The sequence below is a fragment of the Acidipila sp. EB88 genome (genome assembly GCF_003858395.1).
Lineage (GTDB): Bacteria > Acidobacteriota > Terriglobia > Terriglobales > Acidobacteriaceae > EB88.
The window spans coordinates 2237429-2256806 of record NZ_QWEV01000005.1 but is presented as its reverse complement, the minus strand read 5'-3'; the positions used below and the strand labels follow the sequence as shown (position 1 = coordinate 2256806).

Genomic DNA, 19378 nt, shown 5'->3' with positions numbered 1-19378 from the left:
CTGTTCGGTCACGCAGGCGCCTGCTAAGGTGGAGGCAACGGCGTGCACGCAGGAGCGGCTTTGGGCAATCTAGCGAGTGCGATTGGGGGAGTTCGTCCTGAAGAAGCCTCCATCCTCATGGAGCTGAAGGCCGGCTCTGAGGAAGCGTTTGCTTCGCTGATCGCGCAGTATCACCAACCTATCTACAGCCTGGTTGCCCGCACCATGCGCAACCCGTCGGACGCACCCGACCTCGTGCAGGAGATCTTCATCAAGGTCTACCGCGGGGTCCGCGGCTTCCACGGCGACTCCAGCCTGCGCACCTGGATCTATCGCATTGCCATCCACGAAGTCTCGAACCAGCGCCGCTGGTGGCGACGCCACTGCGAGCGCGAGGTTCCGCTCGACTGCGAGTGCGCCTCCGAAGACGGCGAAGGATTGTCGCTGCTGGAAACGCTGGCATGCGGCGGGGACTCACCGTTTGACGCCGCCGCCCAGGCCGAACTGCGGGAGCGGGTGGAGATTGAGCTGCGCGAGATCCCTGCGGCCTTTCGGACCGCGGTGGTCCTGCGCGACATTGAAGGCTTCTCCTACGAAGAGATTGCGGAAATTCTGGACGTCCAGCTCGGCACCGTGAAGTCGCGCCTGATGCGGGGACGTGCGCACCTCAAGGTGCGGCTCGCGCCATTTATGAACGCACGCCGCCCTGCCGCCTCGGTAGGCAGCGCGCGTGGTACGGGCAAAAGCCTGGCATCTGGCAGAGTCGCGAAGGGAGGCGGCCAATGACCATCCTGCTCTGCACTGAAGTCGAAGAACAGTTTTCAAGCTACCTGGATGGCACCCTTTCCGGCGTTGCCATGGCCGACATGGAGGAGCACCTCCGGCACTGCGCCCCCTGCACGCACAGCTTTGCGGAGTGGCGCGCCACGGTGGACGTGCTGGGCACCCTGGGTCCAGCCAAGCCGCCGTCCATGCTGGCTTTGCAGCTTCGCGTCGCTATCTCGCAGCAACAGGCGCGCACCCCGCGCGCCATGCTGGCGAAGCTCCGCATGACCTGGCGCAACAGCTTCGCCCCGCTGGCCGTGCAGGCGTCGGCCGGCCTGGCGAGCGCGGTGCTCATGCTGGGTGCACTGCTTCTGCTGGTCGGCACCCTGGCTGCGCCCGAACCCGCCGCGGCCCGCGATGAACCGATCGGCATGGCTTCGCCGCCGCGGCTCTTGTATGCGTCCCTACCCGACGGCTCTAACCCGCTCGGGACCCTAGACGGTTCGGTGGTGGTACGGGTTTTTGTGGATGCCGCCGGGCGCGTGTACGACTATCGCGTTCTCTCCGGCGTAGAAGACAAGCGGTCGCAGTCCGCGCTGGCGAACGAGATGATGTGGAGCGTGTTTGTGCCCGCGCACGTCTTCGGGGAGCCCGTGCGCGGGTCGGTGATCCTGTCGCTGGCGGGCGTCTCGGTCCCTGGCTAACGCTGTAAGTTCGCTGTTCAGCGATTTGGCGAACCAGCCGGATTAGGCGGGGTTGCCGGCGCAGGCGGCTGCGGAGGCTCAGGCGAGTCACCGGCCGCCACCAGCTCGATGTCGAAGATCAGGTCGCTCTTCTCCGGGATCGCCGGTGGATGTCCCATGTCTCCATACGCCAACTGGTACGGGATAAACAGGCGGCGTTTGCCGCCGACCCGCATACCGGTGAAGCCCTGGTCCCAGCCTGGAATGACGCGATGTGCCCCCTGCTGGAAGGTGATGGGCGTGCCGCGATCGAGCGACGAGTCAAACTTGGTGCCATCCGACGCAAGCCAGCCCGTGTAGTGGACGGTGAGAGGTTCGCCCGCGACCACCAGTGCGCCCGTGCCGATCGTGGTGTCCACATAGCGCAGCGCAAATGCCGTCTGGACCGGACCGGTCGCGGGAGCAAGCCCGGCGGGTGTGACGGGATCGGGCAGCGCGGGCGGGCAGGGTTTCGCCGCGGGTCTGGCAGCCGTGGTTTTTGCGCGGGGGTGGTGCACGGAAGTGGCGGACGGGGTTTTGGAAGTCTGGGCCGTGGTTGTCTGGGCCGGGACCGCGGGCGCAAGGCAGGCCAGCGCGAGGCCAGCGAGCAGAACAGCAGTGGTGCCATGTACGCGCATCATCAACAGGCGTTCTCCTGCCGTCCATACTAACCAGTTCCTGCCGGCTCGTTGCGATGCCGGAGAAGAGCTCGTGTGCCGGGCGCGGAACGTGCTATTTGTTGCATCGACATGCGAACCCTGGCGAACCCGGCGGACCTGGCTGAGATCGTGCAACGACTGCACTTGGTGGTTGCGGATGACCCGGCCCTGTGGGGTGTGATGAACGCGGCGGAGATGCTCTGCCATCTGCGCGGGGCCTTTCGGGTCGCCATGGGAGAGATCGAGGCGGCGCCAGTCGAAGTACCCATGCCGCGGGCCGTGCTGAAGTTCGCGGCGTTATGGACAGAGATACCCTGGCGCAGGAACTTCGCAACGGTGCCGGCACTCAAACGCGGCACAGCCGTGATGCAGGCGGGTCCGTTTGAGAGCGACCGGGCCGAGGTTCTGTTGGAGATGCGACGCTTCTGCCAGCCGGAACAGCGCCGCGTGGATCACTCCTTCTTCGGGCCCATGTCCCCGGTGGACTGGATGCGGTGGGGATACCTCCACACGGATCATCACCTCAGGCAATTCGGGCGCTGAACGACAGGCCAGGAGATGTCGGTCGGCTTCCTGATAACCTAATAGTTGGTTCAATCCTGGACGTACGGCGCGCACGCGCAGGTGCCGGCTGCGGTTCTGGTTGTGCTCTCTCCGCGTGGAGCTTACGCTGTGTTCGGCGCAACGTTCTTTCCTGGTGGAGCATTCCCCATGGCGGCTGCAAACGACGCATTCAATGCTCTTGGTCCTTACCAGGGCAGGACCGAGGGGCACTCACGGATCATGCTCGGGTTGGCCCTGCTTCTCTCGGGCTGGTCCGGAATTCTTCCCTGGGCGTTTGCGCTCCGGATCCTGCTGCACGCCCACCATCGTGCGGACTCCCTTTCCGCAGCGCTCGTGCTGGCCGGGGCGCCCAGGCTGCCGTGGCTACTGCTCTTCGACTGGTTCGGGCTTATTGGGGCATTTCATGCCATCGGGCTGTATCGATCGCTCGGCAAGCGCATCCGGGTCGGCGGCCCGGATGCGGACTACCTGGACCAGGTCCGCATGCGGCTCGCCTCGCTCTGCGTGAGCGGCGCATTTCTCTTCTTCTGCCTGATGGTGCCCGTGGGCCGCGCCGTTTGACCCCTTGTTGCCAGCCTGCATAGACTTGGGCCTAGGCTTCGGCCACCCAAATCATGCCATCTCTTCGAGCTTTCGACGCCCTTCGCACCACCTGCCTCACGCTGATCCTGTGCTTGCCACTGGCCCTTACGGCGCAGGCGCCAAAAACTGTAAGCGATGGCAAGGCGCAGCAGGCGCAACGCACGCCCAAGCCGCCTGCGCTGGTGGACCCGACAGGACCTGCCGTGTCGCTCGAGTCGAGCGAGGCTCTGTTTGATGTCGCAGTCGCGCTGAATGCCTGCGGTTATGACGCGGGCCTCGCCCAGTCAGACCCGATCCGGCAGCGGGTGCGAGATGCGGTCAACCAAGCGGCGCGGCAGTCCGCCGAGGCACGCGATACCCGCGACAAGCTGTGTTCCTTTATCAACGGGCACCGCCTGTACGAGGGCTCCCGCGATCTGGCCCAGTATGTCTCGCTGGCGTTGTATCTCACGCCGCCGCCCGAGCTTTCGCCTTCCGTGGAGCTGGCGGATATGCCGCCCGATGCGACCCAGGTCGTGGAGATGCTGCCAATTTTGCGCCAATTTGCTGAGCAGGTGCAGCTCCATTTGATCTGGCTGCGCTTTCACCCGGAGTACGAGGCGGAGGTCACCAGACTGCACGACCCGCTGACACACATGATCCTGGACGCCAATATCTACCTCAAGCTGCCGACCAGCACTTACACCGGTTCGCGTTTCCTGGTGGTGCTGGAGCCGATGCTTGACCCCGGGCAGACCAACGCGCGTGTTTACGGAACGGATTACGTGGTGGTGGCGTCGCCGGTAAATGGCACGATCAATCTGCATGACGTGCGCCACACCTACCTGCACTACGACGTGGAGCCGCTGCTGTATGCACGCGCCAGTTCCATGGATCGCCTGCTGCCACTGCTCAAGACGGTGCGCGAAGCGCCGCTCGAGTACCAGTACCGCGCCGACATCGTGTCACTCGTGATCGAATGCATGATCCGCGGGATCGAGGCGCGCACCATGGACACCGGCGTCACGCTGTTCGTGATCCCCGCGGATGCTGCCCGTGCCGACGTGCCAAGGCTGCAGCACCAGCGCGATGTGTCGCTGCAGCAGGCGGAAGCGGTGCGCCAGGCGGCGGTGACCAAATCCATGCGCGAAGGGTTCGTGCTTACCCAGTACTTTTACAACGAGCTGGGCACGCTGGAGCACAACCCGGAAGGCCTCAAGGAAGCGGTCGGTCCCATGGTCTTCGGCATGGATGTGGACGTGGAGGTGCATCGCGCCAAGCAGATCAGCTTCGTGGAGCAGGCACCGGGCGACGTGATCCGCATGCCGGTGAGCGACCGCGGACTGGACCACGCGGAAGCCCAGCTCAAGGCGGGCGATGCCGAGGCAGCCAGCAAGCTGGCAATGCAGGCGATCAAGGACCACACGGCCGACCCGGCCCGCGCCGACTACTTGCTGGCGCTGACCTGGCTGCTCAAGGGCGACATGGACTCGGCAGCGAACGACTTCCGCGAGACCATCCGGCTGTCGCAGGACCCGCACCTGCTGGCCTGGTCGCACATTTACCTGGGCCGCATCGCCGATGTGCGGGACCAGCGCCCGGATGCCCTGGCGGAGTATAAGACCGCGATGACCGTGCGTGACGGCCAGCAGGACACGCTGCAGGCTGCCCAGAAGGGGATTGCGCAGCCCTATGCGCTGCCCCACACGGCAACTCCGGACGGCGACAGCCCGTCCAAACCGGAATAGGCCGGAGTGAGCTCAGCCCTGGCCTGGTTGCCGCCAGCACGTGACCCTGCACCGCAAGCGCGGTCCTGAACGCTGGTGACCATTGTCTTCCTGAACGCAGGCAGCGGCCCGGGGGTGCGGCGTCATCCTCTACAGTAAAGAGAGGGCTGGAAGCGCGGGCAATGCCCCGTGCGCCGGTCCCGTTCAAACACGCGACTGTTGCAGACTCTGGGCAATCGCGGGACAGGGAGCCTTGCCGGAACACACCACAAGTGCTCGCAGCCGCTCCTCGGCTCGCCCCGCTGTGAACAGGCTGGAGGCGCAGCTTGGCTATGCCTTCACCCAGGGCGCACTGCTGGAGCAGGCCCTGACGCACAGTTCCCTCCGCCACGAACTGCAAACCAACGGCCCAGCCGCCCCCCGGGCAGGCGCCGGCACCGCGCCCACCGACAATGAGCGGCTCGAGTTTCTTGGCGACGCCATCGTGGGCATGCTGGTAGCCGAGATCCTGTTCAAGCGCTTCCCGAGTCTCCGGGAGGGCGAGTTGACGCGCATGCGGGCCGCGCTGGTAAGCCGCAAACACCTGGGCGAAGTGGGCGAGACGCTCCAGCTTGGCCAATGGCTGCGCATGGGGCGCAGCGAGGAGCGCAACGGCGGTCGCACCAAGGCGGTGCTGCTGGCAAACTGTGTCGAAGCCATCACTGCGGCGCTCTACCTGGACAGCGGCGAACTGCCGGTGGCTGCCGGATTTGTGGAGCGGCATATCGTAGGGCCGCTGGCGGACACGTTGTTCCAGAAGCTGAAAAGCAACCACGCGATCGGGGACTACAAGTCCGCACTGCAGGAATTTCTGCAGGCGCGCGGCTCCGGGCAGCCGGAGTACCAACTCCATGCGGAGACCGGGCCGGACCACCGCAAGCGCTTCCTGGTCGAGGTTCGCACCGCGCCCAGCGACCCGGACGGCGGCCGAGCCCTGGCCCAGGGAAGCGGCAGCACCAAGAAAAAAGCAGAGCAGGAAGCCGCACGGCGGGCCTTTCGCAAATTGGGCGGCGAGCCAGCCCCCAACGCCTCGGAGGAAAGCGAGGCCGAGCGGACCGACGACGAGAACCCAGCCCGGGCGGTACGGCTTGAAGCATCTGGTGGACCGGTATGAGCAGTCCCCTGCCTTCCGGCAGCGCAAGGGAGCAGCGCGCTGAGAACCTGCCCGGAGTGGACGCGCCGGCGGAACCACCCCGGTTTCCCGCTCCCGTTGAGGCGCACCTGCAGCAAGCACCGGCCGCCGCCCCCATAGCCGCAACGCACCCCGGAGCGCACGCCGAACATTTCCCGTTGCCTTCCATTACGGACACCCTGCGTTCGCTGCTGTCGATGATCGTGGTGGCACTGTTTCTGCTGACCTTTGTGGTGCAGCCGTTTCGCATCCCTTCCGAGTCGATGGAGCGGACACTGCTGGTTGGCGACTTCCTGCTGGTGAACAAGCAGAGGTTCGCACCGGCGAGTCCATTCAACTGGCTGCTGCCTTACCGTGCGCCCGAGCGTGGCGATGTAGTGGTGTTTCGCTTTCCGCTCGATCCCGAGGATTACGTGGTGAAGCGCATCATCGCGATGCCGGGCGATCGCCTGCACCTGCAGCAGGGCGTGGTGTATCTCAATGAACAGCCCCTGCGCGAGCCTTACGCGGTGTTTGAGTCGGCATACCGCGACAACTACCGCGATAACTTCCCGACCGGCACCTACACCGACCCTGGCGTCGACACCCACTGGTGGATAAGCATGCGTGCGCGGCTGCAGAATGGCGACGTGGTGGTCCCGGGCGACAGCTACTTTGTTATGGGCGATAACCGCAACCACAGTCGTGACAGCCGCTACTGGGGATTCGTGCCGCGCTCGGCGATCCTGGGCCGCCCCTTTGTGATTTACTTCTCCCTGCGTGAGCCTTCGGCCACCGATATGCCTTCGCTGCCGGATGATAAACTCGGGAACGATCCCGTCAACAGCGTGGTGGGTTTCGCCCGCTGGGACCGCATGTTCCGGATCGTTCGCTAGGCATCTCCACAGCACCGGCAAGAGCAGCTGCCGCAACAAAGAAGGACAGACTCCACGCCATGGCAACGACGGTCGAAGAACAGCAGCAAACACCCCCTACCAGCGTACATACCGAGGAAACAACGCTGGAGTTCATCGCGTCGATCTGCGGTGTGCTCGTGTTTGGCCTGTTCGTTCTCACCTTCGTCTTCCAGAACTTCGTAATCCCCTCCGGTTCGATGCTCAAGACGCTGCTGATCGGGGACCACGTGCTGGTGGACCGCGTCACGCTGGCGCCGCGCGCCGCGTATGCGCCGTTCGTGCACTACCGCAATGTGCAGCGAGGCGACATCGTGGTGTTCTGGAAGCCCGGCGAGCCCGACCTGTTCCTGGTAAAGCGCGTCGTCGGTATCCCGGGCGACCACCTGCACCTGCGCAATGGGGTCGTCTACCTCAATGGCAAGGCGCAGAAAGAACCGCAGACGCAGAAAACCAACGACCAGATCTACTCGCCGTACCGGGATGACTTTCCGGCGATCGCGCCCCCGGATGGCTACGGCATCACCGCGAGCTGGTCGGCCGAGCTGCCCACCCATATCCAGGGTGAAGATCTCGTGGTGCCCGCAGACGACTACTTCTGCATGGGCGACAACCGGCCCAACTCGCTCGATAGCCGCTATTGGGGTTTTGTGCCACGCGCCAACATTCTGGGCCGCCCCCTGTTTGTTTACTGGTCCTTTATGACGGACGAGAGCCAGGGCGACAAGACCGGCGCGGGCGACCAGGTGGCATGGCTCGAACACATCGTGCTGCACTTCTTCGACCAGACCCGCTGGAGCCGCACGTTCCACCGGGTACAGTAGCGTGCCGGCACTACCCCCGGCCACGCAGGCACAGCACCCGCCGCAAGCTACGCCTGCCATGAAGCGGGGCCGCGGCCGCGAGACGGTGTTGCTGCTGGTCTGCATCCTGCTTCTGCTGCTTGCAACCATTCCGCCGCTGATCAACCTGGGCCGGTTCCAGCACCGCATCGCCGGCGCGATCAGCCGCTCCATCGGCCGCCCGGTGAGCATGGATGCGATCTCGCTGCGCCTGCTGCCGTGGCCTGCTTTTTCCCTGGACAACCTGGTGGTTGCGGAAGACCCGGCCTTTGGCGCCGAGCCCTCCCTGCGCGCTCCGTCCGTGTTGGTAGAGCCGCGCCTGGCGTCGCTCTGGCGCGGTCGGTTCGAGCTGTCCCGCGTGGAGCTGGCCGATGCCAGCGTAAATCTGGTGCGCCTGGACAATGGCCGCTGGAACATCTCGTCGGTGCTGCTGCAGGCCTCGCAGATCGCCAACGCGCCCACGGCGCAGGCGCACAGCAGCGCCGCCCCGCGCTTCCCGTTTATTGAAGCAACAGGCACACGCATCAACTTCAAGCAGGGCTCGGAAAAGCGCCCCTACTCGCTGCTGAACGCCAACTTCTCCATGTGGCTGGCCGAACCGACTGCCTGGCAGATCAAGCTGGAAGCGCAGCCGGTGCGCACGGACCTGGACCTTTCCCTTGCCGATACCGGGCTGCTCGAGGTGAGCGGCGAGGTGCACCGTGCCTCCGCGTTCGGGCGCATGCCGCTTGAACTCTCAGCCGAGTGGAGCCATGCGCCGCTGGGGCAGCTCTCCCGCCTGCTGCTGGGCCGAGATGCCGGCTGGCGCGGCGACATCGACGCCACGGCGAAGTTCCAGGGCGAGATTGACCACCTCATCGTGCGCTCGCACCTGCTGATCAGCAACCTGCACCAGCAGGACTTTACGCCGGTGCAGCCGTTCACCGTGGACGCAACCTGCCAGGGCAGCCACAACAGCGACATTGCCGTGGATGGCTGGACGTGTCGGTGGCCGCTGGGCGAGGGCGCGCTGCTGCTCACGCACCAGGCAGCCGAACAGGCTGCAGACGATGCGACCCCAACAGCACCAACGGCTCAAACAGCTGCTGCGGGAACACAGCCGGGTCGTGGTGCGCTCACACTAAGCGCCCAGCATGTGCCGGCAAGCTTCCTGGCGCAGGCCCTTGGCCTGCTGCTGCCGAACGCGCCGCGCGCACAACGCTTTTCGGGCGCGGTCGACGGTTCGTTTCAGTACGCGCTGCTGGCGCATCAACTCACCGGCATGATGGCGGTTCCGGCGCTCAGCATCGCGGAAGCGGCACCTGGTGGCGCACCCCTGGTGATCCGGGATGTTGCCCTGCGCGCCGCGCCTACGCAGGCACCTTCCCTGCTGGTGAGCGCCGCGCCTGTCTCCCTGGGTGTTGCGGCACAGCCGCTTTCGCTTTCCGCGGAACTCTCGAGGGACGGCTTTGCCGTTCACGCTAATGGAGCGGCCACGCTGCCTGCGTTGCAGGCAGCGACCGCCGCGATGCACCTGGCGGCGCTGCCGCAGTTGCTGCCGGTGCCGGGTGTGCGGGAGCCCGCTCCAGTCGCCACGGTGGGCCTCAGTGCGACCGCTCCGTGGCTGGCGACGGACACAGATGGGGCGGTCCCTTCAGCCCCGGCCGGCACGACCGGCACGCTGCACCTGCAGAACGTACTGTATGCGCCGGCGTGGCTGCCTGCCGCTACCCAGTTGTCTTCAGTGGATGCCCTGTTTCTACCGGGCACAGTGCGCTGGACAATCGGTCCCGCAGTGCTCGGCCCCTCGTCTGCGGCGATCCATTTCAGTGGCAGCGTGGAGGTGCCGCTTCGCTGTGACCCGTCCAGCGTGTGCCCAGCACAGTTCCAGCTCAACACCCCCGCGGTGGACGTGGCCATGCTCGCCTCGGACCTGAACCCAAGCAACCAGCCGCTGTTCGCGGAACTGCTGCAGCGGGTCGACGCCGCGCGCATCCGCCTGCCGGCGGTAAGCGGCTCGATCCATGCTGCGACGCTTGGCTTGGGACGGCTCCCGGTGCGCGACGCGTCGCTCGTGCTCTCAACGGTGGCGCCGGCCACCGGGCTGCGTCACCCAGAGGCGACCGGCTCCGAGGAGCAGCAGGCTGAGACCGGCCAGCTGCCTGGCGGCCCGCGCGTGACCATCAGCAGCCTGGACGGCCAGACCGTGGGTGGCCACCTGCACCTGGACGGAAGCCTTGACTGGCACGGCAATACGCCGCACTACACTGTGCGCGCCCGGTTGACTGGTGCGGACGCCCGGGGCGTGGCAGCACTCTGGCATGAGAACTGGGGCCCTGGAACGCTGAGCGGCAACGCAGAGTTCACGACCACCGGCACCCAGGCAGCGGATCTCACCAGCCACATGGATGGGCAGTTCCAGGCGTCGTGGGTACAGGGGGCCTCGCGGGCGGAGGGGCAGCTGCGGCGGCTGGCACGCTTCCCCTGCAGGTCACGCATTTCAGCAGCTGGGACGCAACAGGCCAGCTTGGTGACGACGGCATCGTCGTCCACCGGGGGCTGCTTCCGGACGGCTCTGCCCTTACGGGCAGCATCGGCTGGGACCGGGCGCTGCGGCTTTCGCTGGCGTCGAGCCACCCGGCAGCGGGGGCGAAACCGCTCTCCATCACCGGGACCCTGGCAGCGCCCGAAGCGACACCACCCGCCGGGCCCTAGCGCGCGGTGCAGAACGCCCTCCGACACCACCCCGGAACGCGCTCGAAGATTTACTGGATGATGCGCTGGTGGGCGCTGGCCTCGATCTCGGGCACCGTGCCATCGTTCACATCGACCTCGGTGGGCTCGCCCAGCAGCAGGATGCGACGGGACAGCGAGCCTCGCGCCGGAACCCGCACCATCACGGAAACACTGGTGGACGGCGAGTGCACCACCACGGGTACTGCAGCCTCCGCATAGCCGGTGTTGCTGATCTCGACTGCCACGAGCCACTGGTCGCCGGCTCCTGTTTTGCTGGAGAACACGTTGCTGATGGCGAGGTCGGGCAGGCCCGGATCCTCCAGCACCCAGTTCCGGAAGAACCACCCCAGGTCGCGCGGGTCCAGGCTGGCGGCCGCGTTGCCGGCGGAATCCGCAGGGGTGCTGGCGGTATCCTGCGCTCCAACCCGTGTGCCTGCCTGCGCGCCGGCAGAAGTCACCGCGGATGCGGACTGGCCGCCAGCGTAGGGCACATTGGGCCCGGCCTGCTCCCGCACTGCCGTCTCGACCAGCTTCTGGAAGTAGTCAGGGGTAGTGTCGGCCGAGGGCCGGTACTGCTCCAATGCCTGGGCGAGTGCCGCGTCGCCCACGATCGAGCGCAACATCCAGAGCACGTAGGTTGCCTTGGTACGGAAGAACACGGCGTCCTGGGCGGCAGGCAGTGGCTCGCCGCCGAAGCTGCCCGGGGTCGCGGGCTCTGCCAGGGCAAGAGCATCCCGCTGCCCGCCCAGTTGTTGCAGCGCCTTGTCGCGACCCTCGGTCCGCTCGGTCCAGAGAACACGCATGAGCCCTGGAACGCCCTCGGCCAGCCATGCCTGCGGCGAGTGGAACCAGGCATGCCCTAACGCTCCGCTGAGAGACCCGGCAAGCTGCGGCGGCTCGCCGGCTTTAAGCGGCAGCAGCAGCCCGTCGCCCTGCTGCGCCGGCAGCGCCGAGGCGGAAGGCAGATCAATCAAAGTAAGGGGCGACACGGGTTTTGCGCCAAGCCACTCGGTGAAGAGCGGCTCCAGCAGGGCAACGCCCGCCTGGTAATTGGCGGCCTTGTCGACGTTGGATGGCAGCGCCCCTACGCCCAGGGTGGGGCTTTGCACCGCCAGGGCGCGGGTCGCCAGAACCAGGGAGACCGCGTCGAAACCGAGCGGGGTGGGTGGCAGCTGCACCGTGGCGATGCCCGGGAAGCCTTCCGACGGGGGCGCAACCAGGGTGATGGCCGGCACAGAGTGGCCATCGAGCAGGGCCACATTGGGCATGTCGCCACTGAACTCGGTGGTGATCGCCATGCTGACCACGGCAGAGTGATTGATCGCCCGTTGCCGACCGATCTCGCGGAAGAGACGATTGCCCTCGCCCAGGCGAACCGGTACGGAAGCGACCGGATACCAGACGGTGTCGCCAAAGCCCCGCAGGGCCGTAAAGCCCTCGCCGACGCGGTCCCAGTCGGTGTTGGCGGCAATCGCTGCCGGCGCACCCAGGCGATCCAGGCGCCCGGTGTTCTGCGGGATGGCTCCGCCGTAATCCACCACCAGCGAGATGGACGCCCCGGGGGCAAGCGGCTGCGGCAACAACACCGCCGCCTCGTTGAGGGAGCCGGTGTGATCCGCATCCGTATCCAGAGTATGGACGGCGAAGCGAAGCGGGGTGGCGTCGAGGCGCACGTGCTCAAAGTGGAGGGTCGAGCTGAGCTGCAGCGGCAGGGTTCCAAGCGGCACCGCGCCGTCGTTGCGCACCCACAGGCGCACCTCCGCCTCGAGCGAAGCCATGGAGGGTTGCAGGTGCAGTGCGAAGTCGTAGCGGGTGAACACCGGCGCGCTGCGCTGCGCGTCCGTGATGGCGCTGGCTAGCGCAGCCGGAGCCATTTCGTTGGCACCTACTGTTGCCGTCGAGGCAGCAGCGGCCGCGGAACGGGAAAAGAGCACCTTGCCATGGGGCGCAGCCTCCTGCTCCGGGCCGGCAGCGGGTGCCGACTGTGGCTGCGCGGGCTTCGGGGATGGATCGGTTGGCGCAGCGGCCGCGGCAGGCGTCGCCGTTTGCTGGACAGGCTCGGCCCAGACCGGGATCGCGATAGCGCTCCCTGCAAGCACCAACCAGAAGGCCAGGGCCTGCCGCTGCGTGCGCCGCCATCGCCCGGGGCCCGTGGTACGAAGAACAACCGGCAAACGCCGCTGCTGCTGCTTCAGAATGATCCCATACCCTTCGTTTTCTTTGGCTTGGCAGGAGCCTCGGCTGGCTGCCCCAGCGCCAGAGCCGCGTTGCGACGTTGCCGGGCTGCTTCAAACAGCACCACGGCGCCCGCTACCGATACATTCAAGGACGCAATGGCGCCGGCCATGGGGATCCGCAGCAGGTGGTCGCAGGTGCGCTTTACCAGCTCGTGCAGGCCGGCCCCTTCCCTGCCCAGCACCAGCGCACAGGGTGTGGTGAAGTCGAACTGGTCGTAGGTTTGCTCGCCGCGCTCATCCAGGCCGATCACCCAGATATTGGCAGCCTTGATCTGCTCGAGCGCGCGGGTCATGTTCACGACGCGCGCCATCCGGACGTGCTCTGCCGCACCGGCAGATGCCTTGGCGGCCACGCCGCTCAGGGGCGCGGCGCGGCGCTCGGTCGCGACCACGCCATCGACCCCGGCTCCATTGGCCGTGCGCAGCAGCGCGCCGAGGTTCTGCGGATCCTCCACCCCGTCCAGGGCCAGCAGCAGGGGAGTCTTTCCCGCCTGTGGCACCAGGAGGTCTTCAAGGTCCACCAGCGCCTTGGCCCGCACCACGGCCACAACGCCCTGGTGAGCCGCGGTGTTGGCGAGCTCGGTAAGGTGGTCCCGCGGTTCCATGCGCAGGCGGATGCCGCGCTCGCGGCAAAGCGCGGCGATGCGTTCCAGCTTGGCGTCGGCGCGGTCCCGCGCAAGGCACACATGGTCAAACGTGCGGGAGCCGGCACGCACCGCCTCTTCCACCGGGTGCAAACCGTACAAGATATCCATTGATTCCAGTGTATCGGTCTGCCTGCCGGGATGCCGTCTGCCAGTCCCGCCGCCTTACTGATGAAAATGGCCACACCCTCCACGCGGGGCGTGATTCTCCCGTTTTGGTGCGCAGGAGGCACTGCGAACGTTTTTTTCATCCAACAGCGTCCTTTCCTCACACTGCGGCGTCTGATTGTGCAGAGATGAGCACGCACGCGCAAACCCTTTCCGCTCCAGGCAACACCGCCAGTGCGGACATTGCCGAACGCCTGAAACGGCAGGATCCCCTGCTGCTCGATCAGCTCATCGTCGAGTACCAGCACCGCCTGCTCCGCTACCTGCTGTACCTCACCAGCAATCGTGAATTGGCAGAAGACCTATTCCAGGAGACCTGGATGCGGGTGCTGCTGCGTGGCGCCCAGTTCAACGGCAATTCCCGCTTCGACACCTGGCTGTTTACCATCGCGCGCAATTTGGTCATCGATTTCCGCCGCCGCCGCACCATGTCGTCGCTGGAAGAGATGGCGGAGAAGGCCGAGGACGACCGGCCGTTCGAGATCGCGAGTTCCGACCCGACGCCTTTTGACGCGTTGCTCTCGCGGCAGAACAGCGCCGTGGTGGCCGAAGCCCTGCTCTCTCTCGAACCCCTGCACCGCGAGGTGCTGGTGTTGCGCTTTCACGAGGAGTTGGCGCTGGACCAGATCGCCAAGGTGACCGGGGCTCCGCTTTCCACCGTGAAGTCTCGCCTCTACCGAGGACTCGCCGCCCTGCGCCCCTTTGTGCAGCAGGCGACCAGCCGCATGCAGGAGGAGTCTCTCGCATGAGCAACAAGCTATTTGCACCGACAGAGTTAATGAACCCGGACGTTGCCGAGCGTTCCTCCCGTCCGGATCCGGGCGAGCGTCCTGATCCGGGGCTGCTGGCAGCGCTGACCGGTGGCGACGCCGCGGCCAACCGCGCACTTTCGCTCAGAACCCGCCGCGCCGTCTACAACGAGGCCGTGCGGTACCGGAGCGATCAACGCCAGGACCGGCGTGGGCTTTCGATTGCATTCCTGATCACCGGCGCATTGACGCTCGCCCTTGCTCCGGCACTGTGGGCCGGCATTGATGACATGCTGGGCGGCGAAACGCTTCTGGATCTCCCGGGTATGCTGGTGGCACTGGCCATCACCATGTTTGCCGCGGTCGCCGCGGTGCTCTCGCTGGTGGGCAGTGAACGTCGCACGCCGCAGATGGCGCATCAGCCACTGGCCCGCAACCAGCGCCGCTAATCCGTTTCGACCCTGCTCTGCCGGGTGTCCAGGTGTCCAGTATCCATGTCCACTCCTTCCACAAACCGGGTTCGCACCACCCTTGAGACCCAGTTCCCGACGTTGACCTCGGAGTTGCAATTGATTCCCCGGTGGTCGGTAGCGGCAGCCTCCCTGGCGTTTGTGACGATGCTGTACACGTTTTGGGTGATCGTCCCGGAGCATCGCCACCACCAACTGCCGTTTGGGCTGCGCCTGTACTTCGCCCTCTCCTGGAGTGCGCTTTCTGCCCTGTACATGCTCATGGTGGGTTATGTTTGCCGCGACACCAAGCGCCGTGGCATGCGGGCAAGACTCTGGATCATCGTGTGCCTGGTGTTGCCGGGCGGGATTGGCTCTGTGCTTTATTTCCTCTTGCGTCAGCCGCTGATTACCTTGTGCCCGGCCTGTGGCAGCCGGGTGCAGATGGAATACCACTTCTGCCCGCAGTGCGCCTACCAGATCTCGGCCTCCTGCGCCCGCTGCTACAACACCATGTCCGTGACGGACCGCTTCTGCATCACCTGTGGACAGGACCGCTCGCACGAGGTGTTGCCACAGCGTTTGTACGCGTTTCCGGAAGAGGTCTAGGGCCCAGGCGCGGCATAGTTTGCGAGGCTCGTCGCCGTTGGCGAGTGCGATCTTTCAAGATCTTCTCTAGTTGAACCCCACCCCGCCGGCGACCTCACTGCCCGTCCGCCTGCTACGCAGCAGGGCGAGTCCCCTATACTCAGGCAAGGCACGCTGCAAATGACACTGACCGCGTTGATCATCGACGACGAGCAACTCGCCCGAGAGGAGCTGGAGTTTCTGCTCGAAGGCGATGAGGATCTGGAGATCCTTGGGCACGGCAGCAACGGCATCGAAGCCGTGGACCTGATTCGCACCCACCGACCCGACGTTGTGTTTCTCGATGTGCAGATGCCCGGCCTGGACGGCTTTGCGGTTCTGCGCAAGCTGCTTGAGGGTGGGGGCGGCGTGGCCTTGCCACAGATCGTGTTCGCCACCGCCTTTGACCGGTACGCCGTGCGTGCGTTCGACGTCAACGCCATCGACTACCTCCTGAAGCCCTTCGACAAACAGCGAGTGCTGCAGGCACTGGCCCGCGCCCGCACCCGCGTTCTGGAGCGGAACGCGTCCCGCGCGGGCGAGGAGGTCACAACGGCTGAGGACCTCGCTTCGACAACGAGTTCGCTTTCCTCCTCGCTGGCTGGCTCCGAGTCGCAGTTGTTTGCGTTGCTCAAGCTGATCGAGCAGAACAGCGCGAGCAAGCTGCAGGCAGCCAGCAAGATCGTGCTCCAAGCCGGCTCACGCCTGCTTCTGGTGGACCAGAAAGACATCTGCTTCGCCGCTATCGATGATGGCACCATCACGGTGACGACCTCCGTGCTCGAGGGGCAATCCCGCTGCCGTACGCTGGAGGAGCTCCTGGAGTTGCTGGATCCCTCGCTGTTCTGGCGCGCTCATCGCTCCTTCGTGGTGAATCTGAACCACATTCGCGAAGTCGTGCCATGGTTCAAGAGCAGCTACCAGCTACGCATGGACGACAAGAAATCGTCCGAGATCCCGGTGAGCCGAACCCAGACCCGTCGCCTGCGGGAGCTATTCAAGCTGTAAGTTTCATTAATCCACTTTAGCTGCTACTAGGGCGGTTACAGATAAGCGAGATACCGCCGAGCTTCTAACTCAAAGGTGGCATTCCCGACGTTATGTTGCGCGCAGAAATCAGGTTCGTACTACCACAGAACCGGTTTAGTCTCAGCTTGCCGTTTCAGCTGAGGACCTTTCCGGGCATGCAACCGACACACACACCTCGCGGAGCGATGCAGGCACTTTCCTGTTATCTCTGCTTCGCCATCGTTCTGCTCACTGCCTGCTCCAGCGCGCGCACACAAGACTCCATTGCCGCCGGCGCTGCTGCGCCGACCACGGCGTCGTCCCTCGCAAACCAGCTTGCCGGCATCGACGCGCTTGAGGGTTCGCTGACGCCTGTGCGCGACCCTTCGATCGCGCGTCAGGGCAACACCTGGTACCTGTTCTCGACGGATGCAGGCGACCCCACGCGTCTCGGCTTTGTGCCGATCCGCTGTTCGGCAGATCAGCAGACGTGGCAGGTGTGTGGACATGTTTTCGCCACGCTGCCCGCATGGATCCACGACGCGGTGCCCCATGCGGCGGGGCTGTGGGCGCCTGATATTTCGTACTTCGGCGGCGAGTGGCACCTGTACTATGCCGCCTCCTCGCTGCTCAGCCAGCGCTCCGCGATCGGCGTCGCCACCAGCCCCACGCTCGACCCCGCGGCGCCTGGATATGGCTGGACCGATCATGGCATGGTGATCAGCTCGGCTCCGGGCGACGACTTCAACGCGATCGATCCCAACATCATCCTGGATGCGAATGGCGCGCCCTGGCTCAACTACGGCAGCTTCTGGAGCGGCATCAAGCAGCAGCCGGTCGATGCGGCAAGTGGCAAGCTGGTGCCCGGGGCTGCGCGTGCTCAACTCGCCGGCAGCCCGTATACCAGCGACCATGCGATCGAGGCTGCCTCGGAGATCAGCCATGATGGCTTTTACTACCTGTTTGCCTCCACCGGCCATTGTTGCGCGGCTTCCTTTGCGGGGGATGACTACCAGGAGATCGTGGGCCGGTCCACCTCCATTCACGGACCGTTCCTGGACCAGGCGGGGGTAGACCTTATGCTCGGCGGCGGCACGGTGATGCTTTCTGGCGGCACACGATGGGTGGCACCCGGCAGCGCCACGGCATGGACCGACGCTGCCACGGGACACAGCATGCTGGTGTTCCATGCCCTGGATCGCACCAGCAATGGCGACGCCACGCTGTGGATGCAGCAGATTACCTGGCTGGGAGACTGGCCGGTGCTTGTGCCGGTTACAGATGCTCCCTGACAGGAAACCTGTTGGAAAAAGCACGAACTCAAGCAGGCGGTTTGCTGCAGCGGAAGATGTTCCCTGGCGTGAAAGCTTGTGTAGGACGGGGTTAGTTGCGCCAGCAGATACGGTCCACGGGTACACGCCCGCAGTCTCTCCAGTGAGCAGGTAGCAGTCGCGGAGTAAGTCGCCGGGCGGCTGCGGCCACGCAGTTCAGGCCTTGATGGCCGGCATCAGGGGTCCGACCACACGGTTGCGGCCGCCCTGCTTGGCCTTGTACAGGGCGCGGTCCGCCGCCGCGACCAGGCGCTCCGGGTTGCATTCGGCAGCAGCTTCCACTGCCCGCGGCTCCATCGTGGCCACCCCGATGCTTACGGTCACGCGAAGCGCCCGCAGCAGCGGCCGTCGCGGGGTCTGCACCTCGGCCTCCCCATCCACTGCCTGGGAAAGATCAGGTCGCAGCTTGAGTGTTTCCACCTGCGCGCGCAGGGTTTCAGCGATCAGACAGGCTCCGCTTGTGTCGGTGCTAGGCAGCAGGATGGCCATCTCCTCCCCTCCGTAGCGGAAGGCCGCGTCTCCCGGTCGCCGCGCGGCGGAACCGATCGCATGGCCAATCATGCTCAGGCAGGCATCGCCCCTCTGGTGTCCGTTGAGATCGTTGAAGCGTTTGAAGTTATCCACGTCCAGCATCAGCAGCGACAGCAGGCTTCTCTCGCGGAAAGCGCGCGATGCTTCGCGGTGGAGGGCTGCATCGAAAGCCCTGCGATTGCCCAGCCCGGTGAGGCTATCAGTCAAGGTGAGCGCTTCCAGCGCCTCGGCGCGCAGGCGAAGGGCACTTACATCGCGAAGGCTTACCAGCATCTGCCACGGCTGCGCTGCCGTTTGCCCCGGCATGGCGCGCGTGGCGACATCCATCCACACGTAGTGCCCGTCGCGGTGGCGGACGCGCAGCGTGCCGCGCGCGCCCTGCTCCCACTGGGCGTTGGCAACCTCCATCTGGTGCCTGGCTGTTTCTGCGTCTTCGGGATGAATCAGATCTCCGGGAAACTGCTCTTCCATCTCGCGCGGCTTCCATCCCAGCACCTCCGTGGCTGAGGGCGAGGCATAGATACAACGCCCGTCCATGGTGAGGCGACACAGGACGTCCATGCTGTACTCGGCCATGAGTTGGAAGGGATCGAGCCCGTGTGTCGCCGTGGCCGTGATTGCTTCTTCGCCGTGCCGTGCGCGCGGCATACTGACCAGGCTCAATTGAGAACTAGTGGAGTTCCCGGTCCACTGCTCCCGGATGCGCCGCAAGGAATCGTCGCTGAGCATACAAGCTCCTTTTTCTTATCCGGGCAGGGGCTGCTCAGATCGATCCAAAGCCGGGGAAGCCTTGCCTTGCTTGTGCCAGGATTGCTGGGCGATGCTGGTATCTCGGGAGTTCAGTCCACGTAGGTAAAATCGTCCGGCGCTTAAAAGTCGCCATGGAGAAAAAGCATAGATGGAAGTCAGTCAAGAATCAACATTACTTCTTAGGCGACGCACTGGATGATCCCTTGCTTTCTACCCGGGAGATAGGTTACCGGGTGCTGGTTACCGCGCACCCTGCACATATCCTGGGGCAGGCAGCGTTACAAGT

Annotated in this window: 18 protein-coding genes; 14 read left to right on the top strand and 4 right to left on the bottom strand. The window is 65.3% G+C overall.

Going from position 1 to position 19378, the window contains the following annotated elements; translation table 11 throughout:
* Positions 1–60 precede the first annotated feature (60 nt).
* Both D1Y84_RS10015 and D1Y84_RS10010 read left to right on the top strand, forming a co-directional pair.
* Positions 61–765 carry a sigma-70 family RNA polymerase sigma factor gene (locus D1Y84_RS10015; protein ID WP_233581321.1) on the top strand — a complete coding sequence of 235 codons (705 nt, stop codon included), beginning with the start codon at positions 61–63 and terminating at the stop codon, positions 763–765.
* The gene (locus D1Y84_RS10010; RefSeq protein ID WP_124848377.1) at positions 762–1448 is read left to right on the top strand and encodes a zf-HC2 domain-containing protein; all 687 of its coding nucleotides are present in this window, start codon (positions 762–764) and stop codon (positions 1446–1448) included. Before D1Y84_RS10015 ends, D1Y84_RS10010 begins: the two co-directional genes overlap by 4 nt.
* 17 nt (positions 1449–1465) lie before the next feature.
* On the opposite strand, the gene D1Y84_RS10005 is transcribed toward D1Y84_RS10010, so the two are convergent.
* The gene (locus tag D1Y84_RS10005; RefSeq protein ID WP_233581320.1) at positions 1466–2107 is read right to left on the bottom strand and encodes an FKBP-type peptidyl-prolyl cis-trans isomerase; all 642 of its coding nucleotides are present in this window, start codon (positions 2105–2107) and stop codon (positions 1466–1468) included.
* Between the two features lie 108 nt (positions 2108–2215).
* On the opposite strand from D1Y84_RS10005, the gene D1Y84_RS10000 reads away from it, so the two are divergent.
* The 7 genes from D1Y84_RS10000 (at position 2216) to D1Y84_RS09970 (ending at position 10638) form a co-directional block, all read left to right on the top strand.
* Positions 2216–2668 carry a DUF1569 domain-containing protein gene (locus D1Y84_RS10000; protein WP_124848376.1) on the top strand — a complete coding sequence of 151 codons (453 nt, stop codon included), beginning with the start codon at positions 2216–2218 and terminating at the stop codon, positions 2666–2668.
* Positions 2669–2836: 168 nt separating this feature from the next.
* Positions 2837–3250 carry a hypothetical protein gene (locus D1Y84_RS09995; protein ID WP_124848375.1) on the top strand — a complete coding sequence of 138 codons (414 nt, stop codon included), beginning with the start codon at positions 2837–2839 and terminating at the stop codon, positions 3248–3250.
* 53 nt (positions 3251–3303) lie between these two features.
* Positions 3304–4998, top strand: a complete 1695-nt coding sequence (locus D1Y84_RS09990) for a lipopolysaccharide assembly protein LapB (RefSeq protein WP_124848374.1) — start codon at positions 3304–3306, stop codon at positions 4996–4998.
* A gap of 283 nt (positions 4999–5281) precedes the next feature.
* The gene (gene rnc / locus D1Y84_RS09985) at positions 5282–6130 is read left to right on the top strand and encodes a ribonuclease III (protein ID WP_124850049.1); all 849 of its coding nucleotides are present in this window, start codon (positions 5282–5284) and stop codon (positions 6128–6130) included.
* Positions 6127–7023 carry a signal peptidase I gene (gene lepB, locus D1Y84_RS09980; protein WP_124848373.1) on the top strand — a complete coding sequence of 299 codons (897 nt, stop codon included), beginning with the start codon at positions 6127–6129 and terminating at the stop codon, positions 7021–7023. The genes rnc and lepB (D1Y84_RS09980) overlap by 4 nt, the downstream gene beginning before the upstream one ends.
* A 59-nt stretch (positions 7024–7082) precedes the next feature.
* Entirely contained in the window at positions 7083–7865 is a 783-nt protein-coding gene (lepB, locus tag D1Y84_RS09975; protein ID WP_124848372.1) for a signal peptidase I, read from the top strand.
* A gap of 58 nt (positions 7866–7923) precedes the next feature.
* Positions 7924–10638 carry an AsmA family protein gene (locus tag D1Y84_RS09970; RefSeq protein ID WP_124848371.1) on the top strand — a complete coding sequence of 905 codons (2715 nt, stop codon included), beginning with the start codon at positions 7924–7926 and terminating at the stop codon, positions 10636–10638.
* On the opposite strand, the gene D1Y84_RS09965 is transcribed toward D1Y84_RS09970, so the two are convergent.
* Together D1Y84_RS09965 and rlmB are read right to left on the bottom strand one after the other, a co-directional pair.
* On the bottom strand, positions 10628–12772 hold the full coding sequence (locus D1Y84_RS09965) for a hypothetical protein (protein WP_124848370.1): 2145 nt from the start codon (positions 12770–12772) through the stop codon (positions 10628–10630). The two genes, D1Y84_RS09970 and D1Y84_RS09965, sit on opposite strands and share 11 nt — an antisense overlap.
* A 17-nt stretch (positions 12773–12789) precedes the next feature.
* Entirely contained in the window at positions 12790–13590 is an 801-nt protein-coding gene (rlmB, locus tag D1Y84_RS09960) for a 23S rRNA (guanosine(2251)-2'-O)-methyltransferase RlmB (protein WP_124848369.1), read from the bottom strand.
* Positions 13591–13775: 185 nt separating this feature from the next.
* On the opposite strand from rlmB, the gene D1Y84_RS09955 reads away from it, so the two are divergent.
* The 5 genes from D1Y84_RS09955 (at position 13776) to D1Y84_RS09935 (ending at position 17772) form a co-directional block, all read left to right on the top strand.
* On the top strand, positions 13776–14396 hold the full coding sequence (locus D1Y84_RS09955) for an RNA polymerase sigma factor (protein WP_124848368.1): 621 nt from the start codon (positions 13776–13778) through the stop codon (positions 14394–14396).
* Positions 14393–14845, top strand: coding sequence for a hypothetical protein (locus D1Y84_RS09950; RefSeq protein ID WP_124848367.1), 453 nt, complete (start codon positions 14393–14395; stop codon positions 14843–14845). Before D1Y84_RS09955 ends, D1Y84_RS09950 begins: the two co-directional genes overlap by 4 nt.
* Before the next feature lie 45 nt (positions 14846–14890).
* The gene (locus tag D1Y84_RS09945) at positions 14891–15454 is read left to right on the top strand and encodes a zinc ribbon domain-containing protein (RefSeq protein WP_124848366.1); all 564 of its coding nucleotides are present in this window, start codon (positions 14891–14893) and stop codon (positions 15452–15454) included.
* Positions 15455–15613: 159 nt separating this feature from the next.
* On the top strand, positions 15614–16480 hold the full coding sequence (locus D1Y84_RS09940) for a LytTR family DNA-binding domain-containing protein (protein WP_124848365.1): 867 nt from the start codon (positions 15614–15616) through the stop codon (positions 16478–16480).
* Between the two features lie 176 nt (positions 16481–16656).
* Positions 16657–17772, top strand: a complete 1116-nt coding sequence (locus D1Y84_RS09935; RefSeq protein ID WP_158615416.1) for an arabinan endo-1,5-alpha-L-arabinosidase — start codon at positions 16657–16659, stop codon at positions 17770–17772.
* A 195-nt stretch (positions 17773–17967) separates the two neighbouring features.
* Here the strand turns inward: D1Y84_RS09935 and D1Y84_RS09930 are convergent, their stop codons facing one another.
* Complete coding sequence (locus tag D1Y84_RS09930; protein ID WP_124848363.1) at positions 17968–19071, bottom strand: GGDEF domain-containing protein; 1104 nt, start codon at positions 19069–19071, stop codon at positions 17968–17970.
* Positions 19072–19378: the final 307 nt, after the last annotated feature.

Bases quoted from the DNA above. Each gene is read 5' to 3' on its own strand.
- D1Y84_RS10005 (WP_233581320.1), bottom strand. From the start codon at position 2,107: ATGATGCGCGTACATGGCACCACTGCTGTTCTGCTCGCTGGCCTCGCG.
- D1Y84_RS09950 (WP_124848367.1), top strand. From the start codon at position 14,393: ATGAGCAACAAGCTATTTGCACCGACAGAGTTAATGAACCCGGACGTT.
- lepB (WP_124848372.1), top strand. From the start codon at position 7,083: ATGGCAACGACGGTCGAAGAACAGCAGCAAACACCCCCTACCAGCGTA.
- D1Y84_RS09935 (WP_158615416.1), top strand. From the start codon at position 16,657: ATGCAACCGACACACACACCTCGCGGAGCGATGCAGGCACTTTCCTGT.
- D1Y84_RS09970 (WP_124848371.1), top strand. From the start codon at position 7,924: ATGAAGCGGGGCCGCGGCCGCGAGACGGTGTTGCTGCTGGTCTGCATC.
- D1Y84_RS10010 (WP_124848377.1), top strand. From the start codon at position 762: ATGACCATCCTGCTCTGCACTGAAGTCGAAGAACAGTTTTCAAGCTAC.
- D1Y84_RS09930 (WP_124848363.1), bottom strand. From the start codon at position 19,071: ATGCTCAGCGACGATTCCTTGCGGCGCATCCGGGAGCAGTGGACCGGG.
- D1Y84_RS09995 (WP_124848375.1), top strand. From the start codon at position 2,837: ATGGCGGCTGCAAACGACGCATTCAATGCTCTTGGTCCTTACCAGGGC.
- rlmB (WP_124848369.1), bottom strand. From the start codon at position 13,590: ATGGATATCTTGTACGGTTTGCACCCGGTGGAAGAGGCGGTGCGTGCC.
- D1Y84_RS09990 (WP_124848374.1), top strand. From the start codon at position 3,304: ATGCCATCTCTTCGAGCTTTCGACGCCCTTCGCACCACCTGCCTCACG.
- D1Y84_RS09955 (WP_124848368.1), top strand. From the start codon at position 13,776: ATGAGCACGCACGCGCAAACCCTTTCCGCTCCAGGCAACACCGCCAGT.
- D1Y84_RS10000 (WP_124848376.1), top strand. From the start codon at position 2,216: ATGCGAACCCTGGCGAACCCGGCGGACCTGGCTGAGATCGTGCAACGA.
- D1Y84_RS09945 (WP_124848366.1), top strand. From the start codon at position 14,891: ATGTCCACTCCTTCCACAAACCGGGTTCGCACCACCCTTGAGACCCAG.
- D1Y84_RS09940 (WP_124848365.1), top strand. From the start codon at position 15,614: ATGACACTGACCGCGTTGATCATCGACGACGAGCAACTCGCCCGAGAG.
- lepB (WP_124848373.1), top strand. From the start codon at position 6,127: ATGAGCAGTCCCCTGCCTTCCGGCAGCGCAAGGGAGCAGCGCGCTGAG.